We start from the raw sequence: 19,326 nt of genomic DNA on the forward strand, positions 1-19,326 counted from the left end.
TCCAATATTCAAAAAATAACGGCATATGTTATTATCATAGTAAACTACCCTAGGGAATTACAGATACCTTATATTTTATTACCAACGCTAAAACTAAAGCGGTTAGTGCCGCGAAAAAATTATTTGTTGTGAATCCTCTGTTTTCAATGGTGTAATGGCTGTTTAAAAGGATTTAAGTGGAAAAGTCAGAGCCTTACAAATAGGAATAATGAGTATAAAATCTTTAATAAATTCCATTTCCATCCAATGTTGACCCATGGCCGAAGGTAAAGGATTTGATTATTAGCCCTGTCACCCTTGTTGTGAAGAACGCCCTATATTAAAATTCCGATTGGTATTAGGTGTTTTTATGTAGAAATGAAAAAGGAATGTCCCTTTCAAGAAAGATGATCAGACCTATTTTGTAAAAACATATCAAATATTGATTCAGCAGTATGATTCTTCCAGCCAGCTCTATTTAAAGGACATGCCCAATTCAATTGGGTATAAAACAAAAAAACACCTACCCAACGGCAGATGTTCCTTGTAAATATTTCAGATAAAATCTAATTTTCCTTTTTCTCTTCCAATTTGTCGTCTTCCTTGGAAGCATCTTTAAATTCTTTAATGCCGCTTCCCAATCCACGCATCAATTCTGGAATTTTTTTTCCTCCAAACAATAGTAGGACGATGGCCACAACCAAGGCAATTTGCATAGGCCCAATGGCTAAAAATGTATTTAAAGTTATCATGGTATAATAATTTAAGAACAACAAATGTACTAAAAAAGATGTTAGAATGCTGTTAATTTTAACGTCGATAATATATTTTAATTATTCTAAATTAGAATATAATGTACTTATAGATACTTTTGCATTGAAATCAATGTGGAAAATCAATTTTCCCAATAAAGGAATTAAAGTTAAATACTAACCTTATCTTTGTTCATTATGGCCAAAAAGGTAAAGAAAAGAAAGGAAATTAAGCAGAAACTCCTACACAAGTATCGTTTGGTGATTTTGAATGAAAGTACCTTTGAGGAAAAAATTTCATTTAAACTAAGCAGAATGAACGTTTTTGTAACCGGTTCCCTGTTTATTATTGGATTGATAGGATTCACCATATTATTAATAGCCTTTACACCATTACGCGAATATATTCCAGGATACTCTTCCACTAAATTAAAGCGACAGGCAACCGAACTTACCTACAGAACGGATTCCTTGGTTGCCACACTAAATTATACCAATAGGTATTTGGAAAACATAAGAAAGGTGCTGCGGGGGGATATTGAGAATAATGAAATTAATAGGGATTCTCTATTTGACCAATACAAACTGGACCCTTCTACCATCGATTTAACCCCGATCAAGGAAGATTCCCTTCTGAGAGCACAGGTAGCCTTGGAGGATAAATACAATTTGTTCGAAAGAAACATAAATAGTCCCGGACAAGTACTTTTTTCTCCCCTTGCCGGAATTATTTCCCAAGATTTTAATACCGAAAATAAGCATTTTGCCGTAGATGTGGTTGCCCCAATGGGCAGTCCAATAAAGGCAGTTGCCAACGGCACCGTAATTTTTGCGGAATGGACAGCTGAAACTGGTTATGTAATAATCTTGGAACACATGGATGGACTATTAAGTGTTTACAAGCACAATGGATCTTTGAACAAAGGGCAGGGCGATGTGGTACTATCGGGGGAGGTAATTGCCTCGGTAGGAAATACAGGGGAATTGACCACAGGACCACATCTTCACTTTGAGCTGTGGAGCAATGGCAGCCCGATTGACCCCTTAAATTTTATAGATTTTAAATAATTCCAGATGAGTTTAAAATCATTTGCAGCAAAAATATTCGCTAAGAATATTGCGAAAAAAACTGCCAAATGGGTTAATAATCCAATTCAAACCCAAGAAGTGGTGTTCCAATCTTTGATATCCCGTGCCCAACATACCGACTTCGGTAAGGATCACCATTTTTCAGAGATCAAAACCCATTCACACTTTGTAGCCAACGTTCCCATTAGGGACTATGAAGAATTAAAGGGATATGTGGAAAAGGTGGTTGCCGGCCAGGGAGACGTATTATGGCCCGGAAAACCTGCCTATTTTGCTAAAACCTCAGGAACCACGTCCGGAGTTAAATACATCCCGATTACCCACGAATCCATTAAATACCAAGTCGAAGCATCGCGTAACGCCATCTTAAATTATATTCATGAAACGGGTAATGCCGATTTTGTAAATGGAAAAATGATTTTTCTCCAAGGCAGTCCTGAAATGAAAGAAAAAAATGGCATTAAGATTGGTCGATTATCAGGAATATCTGCCCACTATGTACCCAATTATCTCCAAAAAAACAGATTGCCAAGTTGGGAAACCAATTGTTTGGAAGACTGGGACACCAAGGTGAATAGAATTGTAGAGGAAACGGTACAAGAGAACATGACCGTAATTGCAGGCATACCTTCCTGGGTTCAAATGTATTTTGAAAAATTAAACGCTAAGACCCATTTAAAAATTGGCGACCTTTTCAAAAACTTTCAACTCTTCATCTATGGTGGGGTCAACTATGAGCCATATCGCGCAAAGTTTGAAAACCTCATCGGACGTAGAATAGATAGTATTGAACTCTTCCCGGCCAGTGAGGGTTTTTTTGCCTACCAAAATTCACAAAAAGAAAAGGGGATGCTCCTCTTATTAAATTCGGGAATATTTTATGAGTTTGTGAAGGCCGATGAATTCTTTGTTGAAAAGCCCCAGCGTATAACGCTAAAAGATGTGGAAGTAGGTATTAATTACGTCATGATAATATCTACCAATGCCGGATTATGGGGTTACAACCTCGGGGATACCATTCAGTTTATTTCTTTGAAACCTTATAAAATCATTGTTTCGGGCAGAATTAAACATTTTATTTCAGCCTTTGGGGAACATGTTATAGGTAAGGAAGTGGAAGAAGCCATGAAACAAGCCATCGAAGGCACAGATGCCAGCATAAACGAATTTACCGTAGCGCCCCAAATTAATCCTGAGGAGAAAGAACTGCCATATCACGAATGGCTGATCGAATTTGAACACCCCCCTTCCGACATAAAAAAATTTATAGACCTACTGGATAATTCCTTACAGAAGCAAAATAGTTATTACTTTGACCTCATAGAAGGAAAAATATTGCAGACATTAAAGGTTACACAAATAAAAAAAGATGGGTTTCAAGAATATATGAAATCTATTGGAAAGTTGGGAGGTCAGAATAAAGTGCAGCGTTTATCCAATGATAGAAAAGTAGCCGATGCCTTAAAGAGTTGGTCAACATTGAATAAATCACAATAAAACCCCCCATTATTTTTCAATTTTTACAATTATTGATTCCTTAAAAGTCTAAATTTATAATTTTGATGCGAATAAGAAAGCTGAGAAAACCTTCTCGGGAAATGAAATAAACAATTTAAATTGTAGTTTTGCACGAAATCTGCTTATGAGCAAATCGGTTAACACGACTAGGGCACAAGATTCCACCAATGCCATTGAGCGCTTGTATATAACAATGCGGCATCTTTTTAACCGTGGATTTTACAAGCCATCAGGTGTTTCCGGAGCAACCCTAAGACAATCGCTTTTACAATTACGCCCGGAAATATACGGTTCCATTGCGGAGGAAAAAGCCGAACTTAATGGCCTTATGTATGTTTTGGAAAGATTGCCGGAAGGTATAGAACAATGCCGGTTTATAAACCTTACTTCCGATGAAGGCTATGCAGGTTCCCAATTTAAACCGATTATCCCCCCTAAAAGACGAAGAAACTGTTACAGGATAGACGAAGAACAAATGAACATTGAAATAACACGGGGCAGATCGGATATCTACGATATTCTAACCCATCTTACTTTTTTGTTCATCGAATCCGAGAAACTTAGCAAAAAAATCCTTATAGAAGATACGGATAAAACTATTAGGGACTGGGTTAAATTGGAACAGGCAGCCAATAAAGAAGAGCTTAGCCAAAGGGAAAGGGAGGTAGCTTTGATACATACAGCCAATATTTTGGGAAGACCCTTCGTAGAAGTAATGGCAATTCACAAAAAACTTTCAACGACCTCCGATCCTGAACGCTTTTTAAAAATCATTTATTGGTTGGGAAAACTGGCCATTGAGGAAGAAACCACAGGGAACAAAAGGGCTATTACCTTTAGTCCCATGTTACGGGAGCGTTTGGGGCATCACATTCATGGAGAGCGCTGGGCCAATAGGATTAAAGGGGTTTTAAAGGAAAACGGACTTATGGAACGTCCCATTCACATTATTAGTGCCAACATGCACAGTGTAATGAATTCTTTATTTGCCAAAAAAGCATTGTCCAAAACCTTCGTAGGCAAAACAAAATTGGAGATATATGAGACCCTAAGCATCCCTAAAAATTCCCATTTAAGGGAAAAGGTAATTACCCAAGCCGAAAAGAACGGGATGATCACCATTGACGATGTTTCCGGCACCAATATAGATGTACAAATTTTTGACATGGCCAAATTGGGGAAAGACGCCTGTTGTTATGAATTGCCGGCAAATTGTCCAGAAAATGAAAAACCTGTTATATTTGTAATGGATTACGCCTTTGGGGAGCAGGCTTATGAAACCATTGATGAATTGCTGAAACCTTATAAAATCAAAAAAAACCAAGAGGTATTTTTAAACGTAGCCTCTATTACCATTATGGGAAAAGCAGGAATTCTGGAAGGTGGAAAAGGAGATATTATGATCCCGGATGCCCATATTTTTGAGGGAACTGCAGACAATTATCCCTTCGAAAATGAATTGAGCAAGGAAGATTTTGAAGGTAACGGACTCAAAGTGGTTCAAGGAGCGATGGTAACAGTTTTGGGAACTTCTTTGCAGAATAGGGATATCCTGAAATTTTTCCATGAATCCACTTGGAACGTAATTGGCTTGGAAATGGAGGGAGTACATTATCAGAAAGCCATACAATCTGCTTCCAAAATTAGAAAAAGTATACGGGAAGATGTTAAAGTCCGCTATGCGTATTACGCTTCCGACAATCCATTGGAAACCGGTAGTACCCTTGCTTCGGGTGGTTTGGGTACCACAGGCGTGAAACCTACCTATTTGATCACTGACAAAATACTAACACAAATATTTAATTCTTAAATCAATATGGCCAATCAGCAACCAACTCCTAACCATTCATCCTCCGAGGAAGTAGATTTAGGTCAACTGTTTCAATTAATTGGAAACGGATTCAGAAAATTTTTCCAATTTATAGGAAATATATTTAAAGGAATATTTCATACGGTTATCCTCTTCCTGCTCTTTTTACAAAAGCATTTTATAAAATTTGCAATTGCGGCTGTGGTAGGCTTAGCCTTAGGAATCTACTTGGATATGGTTAAAAAACCTAAATATATCTCCACCATGGTTGTTGAACCAAATTTCAATAGTGTACAACAGTTATACAACAATGTAAATTTTTATAATGAGTTGGCCGAGGCAGAAGACTCAATAGCTTTGGCAGAAGCCTTGGATGTAAACGTTAAAGAGGCGGCAAAACTAAAAAAGTTTGTTGTGGAGTCCTATTCGGATGAAAACCAAAAGATACAATTGTTCGATAAGTTTGTACGTAGTTTGGACTCGACCACCAAAAAGGCCATTGATATGGAGAACTATTTGAAAAACTTCAACTCCATGGATGCCAGATTCCATACCATTTCCGTAACTGCGACCAATAATACAGTCGCAAAAAAGATTCAGCCCTCTATTATTAAATCTATTTCCAGAAACGAGTATTTTCAGTTGCAACAAAGTATAAGTGATAAAAACATAAGCCTACAGGATAGTTTGTATAAAAAACAATTGATGGAAGTAGATTCCCTACAGCGGCTATACAAAAGGGTAATGGAAAAAGAGGCCGAAAAACCCCAGCAAGGCACCAACATTAGTTTAGGTGAAAATGGCAGCCAGGAAAACAAAGAATTGGCCTTGATCAACCAAGTTGACAAACTGAAACAAAACCTTGTTCTATTAAACGAAGAAAGGGCCAATAAATCAAGTATCCTCAATGTAATTTCAGCATTCCCAAGAAGAGGGGTGGAAATCAAGGGTATTTTAAATAGCTATAAGTTTTGGATTCCACTTGGATTTATTGGGATTGCCCTGCTAATGTTAAGTATACTGGACTTAAACACTTATTTAAAAAAATATAAACAGGAATAATCTATGAAAATATTAGTTACGGGTGGGGCTGGGTTTATTGGATCTCATGTAATTAGAAGGTTGGTAAGGTCATATCCAAAGTATCATATTTATAATTTGGATGCACTTACTTACGCCGGAAATCTAGAGAATTTAAAGGATATAGAATCCAATTCCAATTACAGTTTTATTAAAGGCGATATTACAGACGCCAATTTTATCGACGCCCTTTTTAAAAACAACATGTTTGATGGCGTAATTCACCTTGCAGCGGAATCACATGTAGATAGGTCAATAACCGACCCACTATCATTTGTAAAAACCAATGTAATTGGCACCGTAAACCTCTTGAACTCCTTCAAATCTATTTGGAAGGATAATTTTGCTGATAAACGCTTTTACCACGTTAGCACAGATGAAGTTTACGGATCTTTAGGGAAAACAGGATTGTTTACAGAAACGACTGCCTATGACCCTAATTCTCCCTATTCGGCCTCCAAGGCCAGTTCCGATCATTTTGTTAGGGCCTATGGGGAGACCTATGGCTTGCCCTATGTAATTAGTAATTGTTCCAACAATTACGGTCCAAACCATTTTCCGGAAAAACTAATTCCCTTATTTATTAATAACATCATCCAAAACAATCCTTTACCTGTGTATGGAGACGGAAATTATACCAGGGATTGGTTATATGTTGAGGACCATGCCAGGGCAATAGATCTTTTATTCCACAAAGGAAAAAATGCCGAAACCTACAATATTGGTGGTTTTAATGAATGGAAAAATATTGATTTGGTGAAATTGCTCTGCAAACAAATGGACCAAAGGCTGGGAAGGCCTTCCGGGAATAGTGAAAAATTGATTACTTATGTTAAAGATAGACCTGGACACGACTTACGCTATGCCATAGATGCTTCTAAAATAAACAAGGAATTAGGATGGGAGCCATCCGTTACCTTTGAAGAAGGATTGGCCAAAACCATTGATTGGTATTTGACCAATGAAGAATGGCTCACCAGTGTTACTTCGGGCTCCTATCAAACCTATTATAAAAAGCAATACCAGTAAAAAATAAAGCATGAAAGGCATCATACTCGCAGGAGGATCGGGAACACGCTTACACCCTCTTACCTTATCGGTAAGCAAACAACTAATGCCAATATATGATAAGCCAATGATCTATTACCCTCTATCTACCTTAATGTATGCGGGTATAAGGGAAATATTGATCATTTCAACTCCCAAGGACCTCCCTTTATTTAAGGAGCTTTTAGGAGACGGCAAGAAATACGGATGCAGCTTTGAATATGCGGTACAAGCCGAACCCAATGGCCTGGCAGAAGCCTTTATTATTGGGGAACAATTTATTGGAAAAGATAAAGTAGCGCTTATCTTGGGAGACAATATTTTCTACGGTTCCGGTTTGGCTAAATTACTACAGGCCAATAACGATCCTGAAGGTGGAATTATTTATGCCTACCGTGTCCATGATCCAGAACGTTATGGTGTGGTCGAATTCAATAAGGAAGGAAAAGCCATAAGTATAGAGGAAAAACCGGAAAACCCTAAATCCAACTACGCTGTACCCGGAATTTATTTTTATGACAATGATGTGGTAGAGATTGCTAAAAATATCGCCCCTAGCCATAGAGGTGAGATCGAAATCACCGATGTAAATAAAGAATACTTAAAGCGCAATAAATTAAATGTAAGTATTTTGGATAGGGGAACTGCGTGGTTAGATACCGGAACCTTTGCATCCCTGATGCAGGCCAGCCAGTTTGTGGAGGTCATTGAAGAGCGCCAGGGGCTTAAAATTGGAGCTATTGAGGGTGCGGCCTTTGAGATGGGCTATATTTCTAAGGAACAGTTTAAGGCTCTTGCAGAACCTCTTATGAAAAGTGGTTACGGTACAAATTTATTGGGAATATTGAACAAGGATTAATGAAAGTTACAGAGACCAAGTTACAAGGCTGTTTTATTTTGGAACCAGCGGTATTTAAAGATGATAGAGGATATTTTTTTGAAAGTTTTAATGCCAATAATTTTAACCAGGCCATTGGTCAAAAAATGGACTTTGTTCAGGATAACCAGTCCTATTCCTCCAAGGGAGTAATTAGGGCCATACATTATCAGACTGGAAAATACGCCCAGGCCAAATTGGTACGTGTCCTTAGTGGAAAAGTATTGGATGTTGCCGTAGACCTTAGGCAGGACTCTCCTACTTTCGGACAGCATATGGCCGTGGAATTATCTGCCGAAAATAAAAAACAACTCTTTATCCCAAGAGGATTTGGACATGGATTTTCAGTTCTAAGTGAAACAGCCGAGTTCTTTTATAAATGTGATAATTTTTACAACAAAGCCTCGGAAGGAGGAATTATTTACAATGATCCAAGCCTGAATATAGATTGGCAGTTGGCAGTTGATGAAATTAAAGTGTCCGAAAAAGATTTGGAACTTCCCGTTTTGGAAAACGCACTTTTATAATGGAGGAAGTTATACCAAAAAAATTAAAACTATTAATCACAGGGGCCAATGGACAATTGGGACGATGTCTGCAGGACGTATCAAAAACCTTCCCGAGCTATGATTTCCATTTTAAAACTTCCAAGGAGCTGGATGTCACCAACCAGGAGCAGATAAATATTCTATTTGCCAAGGAAGAATTCGACTACTGTATTAATTGTGCCGCATATACCGCAGTGGACAAGGCAGAAACGGACCGAGAAAACGCTTTTTTGGTGAATGCAGAAGCGGCAAAGTATTTGGCAGAGGCCTGCAAGGCCCAGAATTCTATTTTAATACATATTTCTACCGACTTTGTATTCGATGGTTCAAAAACGACGCCTTATACAGAAGACGATCTACCCAACCCTATAAACGTGTATGGGGCATCTAAATTAAAAGGAGAACAATACGTTCAGGACATTTTGAAACAATATTTTATTATACGAACTTCATGGGTCTATTCGCAATATGGCAATAATTTTGTCAAAACCATGTTGCGCCTTGGAACTGAAAGACATGAATTGTATGTAGTAAACGACCAGCGTGGATCGCCTACCTATGCTAGTGATTTGGCCGAATTAATAATGAATGTAATACATACGGATTCAAAGAATTACGGAATTTTTCATTACAGTAATGAAGGGGAAATAAGTTGGCATGAATTTGCTGCTGCTATTTTTGAAGGGTGTAATTTACCTTGCAACTTATTGGCTATTTCATCAGCAAAATATCAGACAAAGGCAAAAAGACCAATGTATACCACTTTGGATAAAACCAAAAGCATTCAATCATTCAAGATAAATAACCGTAATTGGAAAGACAGGCTCAATCATTTATTAGCGAAATTAAATAATCCTCAACATGGTATTTAGTTCAATTACATTCCTCTTCCTTTTTTTACCAATAGTTTTGTTGATTTATTATACCATAAACAAGAGACTTAGAAATTTCTTTCTTACAATTTCTAGTCTTTTTTTTTATGCATGGGGAGAAAAGGAATTAGTCATGCTAATGATTTTTTCTATAGCCATTAATTATTTGGGCGGATTGGTAATCGATTATGTCTCGGAAAAAAAATCTAAAAAAGCAAAGATATTTACTCTGGTTTTTGTATTAATAAACGTATTGATTCTTGGTTATTATAAATATGCCAATTTCTTCATAGAAAGTATTAATCAAATAGGACTAACGCAATTTTCAACTATTAATGAAATTTTATTGCCAATTGGAATTTCATTTTTCACTTTTCAGGGAATGTCTTATTTAATAGATGTGTATTATCAAAAGGTACCTGCCCAAAAGAATTTAGTATCCTTAGCCCTATATATTTCAATGTTTCCTCAATTGATTGCCGGACCAATAGTAAGATATATAGATGTTTCAAAGCAAATAGAATCAGAGAGAACCTTCAGAGCGGACCAATTTAGGGAAGGGTTATTCCGATTCATTACCGGCTTATTTAAAAAGGTGATTATAGCGAACCAAATGGGATTCATCGCTAATGAAGTATTTAGTAATAGTTTTAACGAGGTGGGGACTATTTCCTTATGGATAGGTATAATAACCTATTCATTTCAGATATATTTTGATTTTTCAGGATATTCCGATATGGCAATTGGTTTAGGCAAAATGTTTGGATTCGATTTTCTTGAAAACTTTAACTACCCCTACATCAGTCAATCAATTCAAGAATTTTGGCGTAGATGGCATATTTCCCTTTCAACTTGGTTTAGAGACTACCTTTATATTCCACTAGGAGGAAATAGACATGGCAATTTCAGAACGTATTACAATTTAATTATAGTATTTTTTATCACAGGCTTATGGCATGGCGCCAGTTGGAACTTTATAGTTTGGGGGCTGTTTCATGGCTTCTTTTTAATTATTGAAAGAGTTGGTTTCGGGTCGGTATTGAATAAATTGCCAAAAATCCTAAGACACATATACACCTTGCTTGTAGTATTAATTGGATGGGTGTTTTTTAGGATTGAAACACTTACAGATGCCATGCTTTTTTTAAAGGGGATGTTTGGTTATAGTATAAAGGGCAATGAGCTTATATATCAATACTTCAATCCATATTTTATCTTTGTGCTAATATTAGCTATCGTCTTTTCAACACCAATAACCAGGGTTTTTTCTAACCTTGCTACTAGGGTTATGGCTAAATCATATCAAAAAATGTTGGCATATCCAATAATGTTGATCCTTTTCCTTTTGTGTTTACTTGAATTGGCGGAAAGTAATTATAACCCATTTATATATTTTAGATTTTAGATGAAAAAAATTATTTTCTATAGCATATTATTTGGTTTGTTATTTGTGGTTTTATATGTTTTTAATTCCAAATACATCCTAAATAAGTATCAGCCTAAAAAACTAAAGGTACTATTTGAAGTGGTTACCGTTGAAAATGACATTTTCCAACTCTATTATAGAGAGGCATCCGGAAAATTAAGTGAGCGTCTTTCGGAAAAGGTTAAAGTTATTGCCTCGGAAAAACCTCAAATACTCCAATTCGACATTCCTGACACCTTAAAAGTATCCCATTTTAGATTTGATTTCGGAAATTCGGAGCGGGAAACAGATGTAAAAATCAATAAAATTATATTTACATACAATGGTAATAAGGAAATTATAAATAGAGAGGTAATTAGCGAATTGTTTAAAGCCAACAGGTATACTGAACAACATGCAAACGGTTTCACCCGCAAGATAATTAATGGTAGATCAAGCCCCTTTTTACTTTCAATAGATCTAGAAAAATTAATAAACTGTCTGAAGGAAAGACCAAATAAAAACCGGTTAATCATAAACATTCTTCTTTCGACTATTTTATCTTTTAGCATTTGCATTGCTATATTTCTGCATGCCAAAAATATTAAACTAAGAGGAAAAGATGATATTGTATTCATTTCTGCCTTTGTGCTTATTCTGCTAATGCCTCATTTAGATGAACTCTTTAATCTAGATAATACGGCCATTACCGAAAAACGTGAACTTAAGAAAAAACCGGAAATAACCTTTGAAAATTACGATGAGTATCCTGAAAATTTTGAAACCTATTATAATGACAACTTCGGGTTTCGCAAAAAAATGGTCTCATTAGGGGCAATGCTGAGAATAAAACTATTTCATTCAATTCCCAATTCCAATAATGTAATAGTAGGAAAGGATAATTGGCTCTTTTACTGGAAAAGCGAAATAATAAAAAATTCATATTTGAACAAAAATCCGTTTAGTTCAGACTCATTGGGAAAATTCGGTCAAAGTTTTTTAGAGATGAAACAGTTTGCCAATCAAAATGAAAAACTTTTTCTTTCAACCGTCTATCCCAACAAGCATACCATTTATGAAGATAAAATACCAACAAGAATTAGAAATATTAAAAAGGAAAATATTAAACGTATTGATCAATTTTATATCTTTCTGAATAATAATAACATTCCAAATTGTGATCACAGAGAAACATTATTAAAGCAAAAGAAAAATGATCAGCTATATTTAAAAAATGATTCACATTGGAATGCCAAAGGCGCATATTACGCATACTATAATATTATCAACCTCATATCAAAAGAAGATAGGTCTATTTCGCCGCCTTTGGGAATAGATGTATTTCACCTCCAGAAACTCCAAAACTATCTAGGGGGTGATTTATTGCCTATACTTGGCATAGATAATAGTATGGGATTATTTAACGATAATTATATAAGATATCGACCTTCGAGAAATCACTTTAAGAAATCAAAGGATATTTATGGAAAAGGAAATTTATTAATAGAAAACTTAGAGTGTGAAAATGAAAAAACAGCTGTTTTCTTTGGTGATTCATACTCAAAGGAATTGCTGAATTTCTTACCCCTTCATTTTAGAAACACTATATTTATTCCTAATATTAGGTTAGATATGAAACAAGTTAAAGCTATAGATCCAGACATTATTGTTTATGGCATTGTTGAACGAAATCTTGAAAATTTTGAATAAAATAGAATTTAAATGTCAAAATATATGTTTACCATTTTTGATTTATCGCTTTACAGTCTAAGCGAAAGTGGAACTATTAAAATGAAAACTACTTGGATTCACTATTTTTGAAGCAAACACAAAATTGAAGGATTATAAAAAAGTAGGAAAGATGTGATGAACTGTAACAAGTTATCATATTTTTGCTAAAACCATTAAAAAAAATTATTTTGAAGATAATAGCAGAAAGTGCTTTCAATCATAACGGAAGTTTAGATTATTTAAAAGAGCTTGCCATCGAGGCGAAAAAAACGAAAGCCGATTATTTTACCATTCAAATAATGGATGTTGCTGAATTTTGCACAAAAGATTACTCCAAGTATAAAATTTACGAAGAGAACACATTAACTTTTCCGGAATGGCAAGAGTTCTTTAAGTATTCCAAAGAGATTGATCTTAAGATTATACCTTGTGTTTTGGATACTTCTTCTTTTGATTTTTGTTATAGTGAAGGTTTTCGATTTCTTAAATTACATGCAACCGACATATCTAACATTGCTATGTTGGAAAAAATGGCAACTTTTGACGACGTTTCTTTTATTTTGGAAACTCAGTGTGCAACTAATCTGGAATTAAAATTTGCCTTAAACTTAATTGGTGATAAGGTAGAATGTTTAATGCATGGCTTTAGTAATTATCCTACTGAAGTGGAAGATTTGAATTTGAACACGTTGGATTATTTTGCAACTGAATATCCAAATTATTCAACAGGGCTAGCCGACCACTCTTTAGATATAGATAAAATTCCACTAATGGTCTTGGCAAAAGGCTGTGATTATATAGAAAAACATATCACCCTTTCTAGGAACAATAGAAACTTTGATTACCAAGTCTCATTATATCCCCATGAATTTAGTGCTATGGTGTCGTATATTAGACATTATGAAAAGGCTCTAGGGAATGTAATGAAGCACCCTACAAAAACAGAACTTTCTTATAGAAATGTAATGTATAAAAAGGTTGTAGGTCCCAATGAATTTAAAAGAGCCGATTATGGATTGGATTATATTTCACATAAGTTTAATTCCTTTAAAAAAGAAAATATTGGGATAGCATTAATCGCCAGATTAAAATCCCAAAGGCTGCCTCAAAAAGTCCTAAAGCCATTTCATGATACTATTTTAATAGATTTCTTATACAAACGCCTAAATACGTCAATAAAAACTAAAAAAACAGTTTTGGCAACATCCACTTTGTTAGAAGATGCACCATTGGCCCAAATAGGATATGACAATAAGTTCAATGTTTATTTAGGTCATGCGGTATCTGTAATTGATAGAATGTTGGAACTGGCTTTTCAAGAAGAATTCGGTGGAGTGTTTAGGGTAACAGGAGATAATCCTTTTACAGATGTAGAACTTATAGATGAAATGATTGATTTATTTGTTGCTAATGATCTGGATTATGTTCGTGTTAATAATACTCCTTTTGGTGTATCGGCCGAGTTGTTTTCTACCGAGTATCTTTGGAAACTTTATTTGGAGATGTCCAATCCAATGAATTCGGAATATCTAACGTATTTTATTCTAAAAGACGATACTGCTAAAAAAGGTTGTATTGACATCATATCGGATATTGAAGACCTAAAATTCATCAATCTTTCAGTAGATTATCAAGAGGATTTAGATCAGGCCCTTGAACTTGTAACCAAGTTAAATTCGAAAAATTTGTATACATCAAATCTTAAGGATATGGTGTTGGAAATAAAAGATTTCAAGCGAGAGAACAAAGATAAGTATATTAAGCTCCCAGAAGGAGAAGAAATACAATTCTCCAAATTTCTGGATCAATTATCAAATCAAAACTATAAAATAAGAAAAAAAATCAAAATCTAATGGCGTATATTATAGGAGAAATAGGACAAAACCACAACGGTTCGGTAGATATTGCAAAACTAATTGTAGATGTGGTAAGTAGACCGATTCATGATAAGTTATTTAATCAAGATTTAAGAATCATGGATGCCGTTAAATTAACCAAAAGGGATTTAAAGCAAGAATTGTCTGGCTCGCAAATGAATCGACCATATGATTCAGCTCACTCTTTTGGTAAAACTTATGGCGAGCATAGGGAGGCTTTAGAGCTCAACGATGAACAGCATTTCGAGGTGTATACCTATGCAAAATCCAAGGGCTTGGATTTTGTAGAAACCTTATGTGCAGTAGGCTGTCTAAGCATTCTTAAACTATTTACGCCAGATAAGCTAAAAGTGGCATCTAGGGATTTAACAAATTTACCCCTGCTATCTGCTTTAGGGGAAACCAAAATTCCTATAATAATCTCTACTGGAATGGCAGGCGAAAAAGAATTAAACGATGCTTTAAACGTAATAGGTAAGTATCATAATGACATTTCGATATTACATTGCGTATCAGAATATCCTACTAAATACGAGAATGTGAACTTAAAAACGATAACCTATTTAAAGGAACATTATGGTCAATATAAAATTGGATATTCAGATCACACTATAGGCATCGCTACTCCTATAGCAGCTGTTGCCATGGGAGCAGAAATTATAGAAAAACACATTACTTTGGACAGACAGATGAAAGGTACAGATCAGGCTGGTTCTTTGGCCATAGATGGAATTTACCGAATGGTTAGAGATATTAGAAATCTCGAAAACTCTCTAGGAGTCGAGAAAATTTTCATTGAAAAATCTGTGGCACAGGCAAGAGAAAAACTAGAGCGTTCTATTGCAACTATAAGACCCTTAAAAGCTGGTCACACTATCGTTGAGGAGGATATACATTTGTTAAGTCCTGGAGATGGCATTAAATGGGCTAATAAAGATACTATTATTGGTAAAAAATTAATAAAAGATCTCCCTAAAGACGAAATAATTTATTCTGATAACATTTCATCTGAAAATTAATGCTGCCAAAATTGATTTTAACGGATATTGACGGGGTTTGGACAGATGGTGGCATGTATTATGATGAAACAGGGAATGAATTCAAAAAATTTAACACCTATGATAGCGCAGGTGTCCTCTTTTCAAAAATACTAGATATTCCCTGTGGAATAGTCACCGGAGAAAATGTAAATTCTGTAAAAAGAAGAGGAGAGAAACTAAAAATGGATTATGTTTATCTAGGTATAAAAAATAAGGTTGAAGTCGTTCAATTGCTAATTGACAAGTTACATATTAAATGGGAAGAAGTTGCCTATATAGGTGATGACATAAACGATTACCATTTGTTGTCAAAAGTTGGGATCAGTGCCTGCCCAAATAGTGCCCCGGAGTATATTAAGGAAATTGTTAATTGGCAACTCCATAAAAATGGTGGTGAAGGGGTTTTTAGAGAGTTTGTGGAAAAAATAATACAAGCAAACAATTTAAATATTATAGATCTTATTGAAAATAATAAAGAAATCCAGAATAAAAACATACAGTAATTTTCTATTAAATATGGCAATCCTTTTAAGTTAATATTTAGATCATTGGAAGGATAAATTATTATTTAGGGATTTCAACTTAATAAAGAATGGCTTTTAAATTTAGTAATCGTTGGAATAATATTATCTATCTCTGGTCTAGTGGATATTTGGATACACTACCTGATTCATTTAGAAATAGAATTTCCTCAAAGTCTTTTAAAATTAAGCTAAGCTTAATTTTAAAAGACTTTTCAGCTGATTTTTTAAGGCTCTTTAAGAGCGATGTAATACCCCAAAATAAAGTGTGGTTTTTAGCATTAACCCAAAATAACTACGATGCTTTAAAGAAAATAAAACAAGGGGTTCCAAATTCCATATTCATCTCGTTTTTTAGGTTTAGGTCCAATATTAATAATGAAACATATTATTTTAATTTACGGCTTAGATTTTTATACGATTTAATATATCCAATTATGCTATTTTTTTATGCATTGGGAAATAAAAAAAAAGCATTAAATTATTTTGACTTACTAGTAACCGTAAATGGTTCTTACGAGGAGTGCTTAAGACTACTTAAAAAAGCCCAACCTCAAGCAATTATTTTTTCTAATGATCATTTGGTAATAGCACGAGCCTTACTTTTGGCCGCCAATAATTTAGGGATAAAAACCCACTACGTGCAGCATGCTTCAGTTTCAGAATACTTTCCTCCTTTAGAATTCACTTATGCATTATTGGAAGGTCAAGATGCCTATGATAAATATTTAAGATGTGGAAATATTACATCTCAAGTGCATCTTGTTGGGATGTCTAAATTCGATGATTTTTATGATCAAATCAATACAAATAACACGCTTAAAACATTAGGTTTGGCGTTTAATTTATCAGATGATCTGGCGATTGTCTCTGGGACATTATCTTCAATACATAAAAAATTTCCTAATCTTAAAATCATTTTACGCCCTCATCCAGGTGAATTGAGGGATCTTTCCAATTTCAGTGGATATATAATTTCAGATTCAAAAAAAGAGAATTCATTTGAGTTCCTTAAGAAAATAGACGTTCTCATTACCGGAGACTCTTCTATTCATCTAGAGGCAACTTTACTAAATGTATATTCTATATATTATGTGCTTAGTACAAGGAACGTGTTTGATTATTATTCCTTCGTAAAAAATGGACTAATAACACACTGTGAAGATTTCAATCAATTAGAAAGCCAAATCGAACAGTTAATTGTTTCTAAAAAAAATATTCAGAAAAGGGCCACATATTATAATGCAGCTATTGGTGAAAATTTCTGTGGAAAATCCACCCAAAAGATTATAGAAATTATTTCCACGAGCCTTTAGGTAACTTATGAGTAAAAATAAAATAATCCTAAATTCCGGAATTTATAGTTTATTAAGCCTTTTACAAAAGGGAGTCAATTTTTTTATGGTTCCTGTTTTAACGGTTTATTTGACAACATTTGACTATGGCATTGTTGCGGTTGTGACTGCTATAAACTTATTCTTAAACAAATTATATCTGCTTTCACTAGATGGAAGTATTAATCGGTTTTATTACGAATATGAGAACGATAAAGAAAAAATTAAAAGGTTGTTCGGTACCATTGTAACCTTTGTACTTGCTGTGAGCACGATATTTTCAGTTATCATATTCTTAGGACATAAATATTTCATAGATCCATTTTTAAGCGATGTTGATTTTTACCCATATATGCTTTTAGGTATGGTTTCGGTTTTCTTTAATCCTATTTTCACAATATATCAAAATACGTTGCAAGCTCAACAGAACGGGAAAAAATATGGAAAACAAAACATGATGTTTTTTATTGTCAATATTTGTTTGCTATTGATAGGTGTAGTGGTTTTAGATATGGGTGCAAAGGGCTTATTGGGAGCCCTGGCATTAACCAATATCATTTTTTTCATGTACACACTTACACGCTTTGGAAAAGAAATAAAGTTTGGGATAGATCGGCATCTTTTAAAAGAGAGTTTAACATATTCGTTGCCATTAATTCCCCATTCAATATCCGGAATAGCAACCAATACGATAGATCGCTTATTTGTCAACAGTTTTCTGTCTACTGCCTCTGCTGGTATTTATGCATTAGGAAATACTTTTGGGGGCATTATTTTTTTAATTGCTTCTGGAGTTAATCAAGCCTTTGTACCCTGGTTTAATGAACAGGTAAAATCAGGAAACAATTACAAAATTCCAGCAATAGCTAAATTACTTGTGTTAATCTATTCCATAATTGCCTTAGGAATTTCTTACTTTGGAAAAGAAGTCATAGCATATGTAACGCCCAATGCCTACCATGAAGCATGGAAAGTAATTCCATTTATTTCATTTGCGTTTGTTTTTCATAGTTTATACTATTTTTTTTCAACGCCTTTGTTTTATAATATCAAAAAAAAAGGAAGCAGGGTTTTACCTATATTTACTGTGTCCGCGGCAGTGATAAATATTACACTTAACTACATTTTAATAGTTAGATATGGCATGATTGGCGTGGCTATTGCCACATTAATTACAAAAGTGCTTTTGATATTGGCTTTGAGCAGAATATACAAGAAGTATGTGCTTATTAATTATCCAAACGCGATAATGATACTATTACCCATTGTTTATTTTGGAATTGCCATGATTTCCTTTTATAAGTTCGGAAACAATGAACTTATATATAAAATTATAATTTACATATTAGTTTTATTTTTAACAAGCCTTTTCTTTGGTAAAGAAATAAGAGTAATAAAATTAAAAGCCGCAAGGCTATACGGTCAAAAAAAATGAAAATAAAACTAGATTTATTTTATTATTATTCTTTCGTAGTAATTTTATTTCTAATCTTTATTGTTGGAGGAGGTATCCAATACTTTTTAGGAGTCCCTAATACAGTATACACTCTAATCATCTTATCAATAATTTATCTCTTAATTTTTTTTAACCTTCTATCAACGAGAAAACTATTAATAAGTAAAGTTATTTTGACTTGTATTATCTACCTGTTTTTCATTTTGATAAGCAGTTTTCTTAATAAAACAGAACCTTTAAAAGTAATTCTATATTCAATTTTTGCTTTAATTCCATTAGGAGTTTATTACCTGTATTCCATCTTAGAGAATAGACACATAAGCATAAAGCCATTGATGAATTCTTTTTTTAGAATTCTAGCTTTAATTCAGCTGCCCATTATATTAATTC

At 34.4% G+C, this 19,326-nt stretch carries 16 protein-coding genes; 15 read left to right on the forward strand and 1 reads right to left on the reverse strand.

The window, feature by feature from the left end; all coding sequences use genetic code 11:
- Positions 1-545: 545 nt before the first annotated feature.
- The gene (locus tag C7972_RS11010) at positions 546-731 is read right to left on the reverse strand and encodes a twin-arginine translocase TatA/TatE family subunit (RefSeq protein ID WP_110356225.1); all 186 of its coding nucleotides are present in this window, start codon (positions 729-731) and stop codon (positions 546-548) included.
- A 198-nt stretch (positions 732-929) separates the two neighbouring features.
- Here C7972_RS11010 and C7972_RS11015 point away from each other — a divergent pair, with 198 nt between their 5' ends.
- The 15 genes from C7972_RS11015 (at position 930) to C7972_RS11085 (ending at position 18,915) form a co-directional block, all read left to right on the forward strand.
- On the forward strand, positions 930-1,799 hold the full coding sequence (locus tag C7972_RS11015; RefSeq protein WP_110356226.1) for a M23 family metallopeptidase: 870 nt from the start codon (positions 930-932) through the stop codon (positions 1,797-1,799).
- A 6-nt stretch (positions 1,800-1,805) separates the two neighbouring features.
- The gene (locus C7972_RS11020; RefSeq protein ID WP_110356227.1) at positions 1,806-3,317 is read left to right on the forward strand and encodes a GH3 auxin-responsive promoter family protein; all 1,512 of its coding nucleotides are present in this window, start codon (positions 1,806-1,808) and stop codon (positions 3,315-3,317) included.
- A gap of 145 nt (positions 3,318-3,462) precedes the next feature.
- Positions 3,463-5,148: a DUF6909 family protein gene (locus tag C7972_RS11025; RefSeq protein ID WP_110356228.1), complete on the forward strand. Its 1,686-nt coding sequence runs from the start codon at positions 3,463-3,465 to the stop codon at positions 5,146-5,148.
- A gap of 6 nt (positions 5,149-5,154) precedes the next feature.
- Entirely contained in the window at positions 5,155-6,210 is a 1,056-nt protein-coding gene (locus C7972_RS11030) for a hypothetical protein (protein WP_110356229.1), read from the forward strand.
- Between the two features lie 3 nt (positions 6,211-6,213).
- Positions 6,214-7,257: a dTDP-glucose 4,6-dehydratase gene (gene rfbB / locus C7972_RS11035; protein ID WP_110356230.1), complete on the forward strand. Its 1,044-nt coding sequence runs from the start codon at positions 6,214-6,216 to the stop codon at positions 7,255-7,257.
- Positions 7,258-7,267: 10 nt separating this feature from the next.
- Entirely contained in the window at positions 7,268-8,134 is an 867-nt protein-coding gene (gene rfbA / locus C7972_RS11040; protein ID WP_110356231.1) for a glucose-1-phosphate thymidylyltransferase RfbA, read from the forward strand.
- The gene (gene rfbC, locus C7972_RS11045) at positions 8,134-8,679 is read left to right on the forward strand and encodes a dTDP-4-dehydrorhamnose 3,5-epimerase (RefSeq protein ID WP_110356232.1); all 546 of its coding nucleotides are present in this window, start codon (positions 8,134-8,136) and stop codon (positions 8,677-8,679) included. The genes rfbA and rfbC overlap by 1 nt, the downstream gene beginning before the upstream one ends.
- Positions 8,679-9,572, forward strand: a complete 894-nt coding sequence (gene rfbD / locus C7972_RS11050) for a dTDP-4-dehydrorhamnose reductase (RefSeq protein ID WP_110356233.1) — start codon at positions 8,679-8,681, stop codon at positions 9,570-9,572. The genes rfbC and rfbD overlap by 1 nt, the downstream gene beginning before the upstream one ends.
- A 133-nt stretch (positions 9,573-9,705) precedes the next feature.
- Positions 9,706-10,977 (forward strand): MBOAT family protein, encoded by a 1,272-nt coding sequence (locus C7972_RS11055; RefSeq protein WP_258364827.1) that lies wholly within the window; start codon positions 9,706-9,708, stop codon positions 10,975-10,977.
- Entirely contained in the window at positions 10,978-12,687 is a 1,710-nt protein-coding gene (locus tag C7972_RS11060; protein ID WP_110356235.1) for a DHHW family protein, read from the forward strand.
- A 209-nt stretch (positions 12,688-12,896) separates the two neighbouring features.
- Entirely contained in the window at positions 12,897-14,561 is a 1,665-nt protein-coding gene (locus C7972_RS11065) for an N-acetylneuraminate synthase family protein (RefSeq protein WP_146216306.1), read from the forward strand.
- Positions 14,561-15,604 carry an N-acetylneuraminate synthase family protein gene (locus tag C7972_RS11070; protein WP_110356237.1) on the forward strand — a complete coding sequence of 348 codons (1,044 nt, stop codon included), beginning with the start codon at positions 14,561-14,563 and terminating at the stop codon, positions 15,602-15,604. Before C7972_RS11065 ends, C7972_RS11070 begins: the two co-directional genes overlap by 1 nt.
- Positions 15,604-16,128 (forward strand): HAD family hydrolase, encoded by a 525-nt coding sequence (locus tag C7972_RS11075; protein WP_110356238.1) that lies wholly within the window; start codon positions 15,604-15,606, stop codon positions 16,126-16,128. The genes C7972_RS11070 and C7972_RS11075 overlap by 1 nt, the downstream gene beginning before the upstream one ends.
- A gap of 89 nt (positions 16,129-16,217) precedes the next feature.
- Positions 16,218-17,462: a hypothetical protein gene (locus C7972_RS11080; protein ID WP_110356239.1), complete on the forward strand. Its 1,245-nt coding sequence runs from the start codon at positions 16,218-16,220 to the stop codon at positions 17,460-17,462.
- A gap of 7 nt (positions 17,463-17,469) precedes the next feature.
- The gene (locus C7972_RS11085; RefSeq protein WP_110356240.1) at positions 17,470-18,915 is read left to right on the forward strand and encodes a lipopolysaccharide biosynthesis protein; all 1,446 of its coding nucleotides are present in this window, start codon (positions 17,470-17,472) and stop codon (positions 18,913-18,915) included.
- Positions 18,916-19,326: the final 411 nt, after the last annotated feature.

The sequence above is a fragment of the Arenibacter sp. ARW7G5Y1 genome (assembly GCF_003201775.1).
GTDB lineage: Bacteria > Bacteroidota > Bacteroidia > Flavobacteriales > Flavobacteriaceae > Arenibacter.

Bases quoted from the DNA above. Each gene is read 5' to 3' on its own strand.
- C7972_RS11015 (WP_110356226.1), top strand. From the start codon at position 930: ATGGCCAAAAAGGTAAAGAAAAGAAAGGAAATTAAGCAGAAACTCCTA.
- rfbB (WP_110356230.1), top strand. From the start codon at position 6,214: ATGAAAATATTAGTTACGGGTGGGGCTGGGTTTATTGGATCTCATGTA.
- C7972_RS11080 (WP_110356239.1), top strand. From the start codon at position 16,218: ATGGCTTTTAAATTTAGTAATCGTTGGAATAATATTATCTATCTCTGG.
- rfbD (WP_110356233.1), top strand. From the start codon at position 8,679: ATGGAGGAAGTTATACCAAAAAAATTAAAACTATTAATCACAGGGGCC.
- C7972_RS11010 (WP_110356225.1), bottom strand. From the start codon at position 731: ATGATAACTTTAAATACATTTTTAGCCATTGGGCCTATGCAAATTGCC.
- C7972_RS11070 (WP_110356237.1), top strand. From the start codon at position 14,561: ATGGCGTATATTATAGGAGAAATAGGACAAAACCACAACGGTTCGGTA.
- C7972_RS11060 (WP_110356235.1), top strand. From the start codon at position 10,978: ATGAAAAAAATTATTTTCTATAGCATATTATTTGGTTTGTTATTTGTG.
- C7972_RS11085 (WP_110356240.1), top strand. From the start codon at position 17,470: ATGAGTAAAAATAAAATAATCCTAAATTCCGGAATTTATAGTTTATTA.
- C7972_RS11020 (WP_110356227.1), top strand. From the start codon at position 1,806: ATGAGTTTAAAATCATTTGCAGCAAAAATATTCGCTAAGAATATTGCG.
- rfbC (WP_110356232.1), top strand. From the start codon at position 8,134: ATGAAAGTTACAGAGACCAAGTTACAAGGCTGTTTTATTTTGGAACCA.
- C7972_RS11030 (WP_110356229.1), top strand. From the start codon at position 5,155: ATGGCCAATCAGCAACCAACTCCTAACCATTCATCCTCCGAGGAAGTA.
- C7972_RS11075 (WP_110356238.1), top strand. From the start codon at position 15,604: ATGCTGCCAAAATTGATTTTAACGGATATTGACGGGGTTTGGACAGAT.
- rfbA (WP_110356231.1), top strand. From the start codon at position 7,268: ATGAAAGGCATCATACTCGCAGGAGGATCGGGAACACGCTTACACCCT.
- C7972_RS11025 (WP_110356228.1), top strand. From the start codon at position 3,463: ATGAGCAAATCGGTTAACACGACTAGGGCACAAGATTCCACCAATGCC.
- C7972_RS11055 (WP_258364827.1), top strand. From the start codon at position 9,706: ATGCTAATGATTTTTTCTATAGCCATTAATTATTTGGGCGGATTGGTA.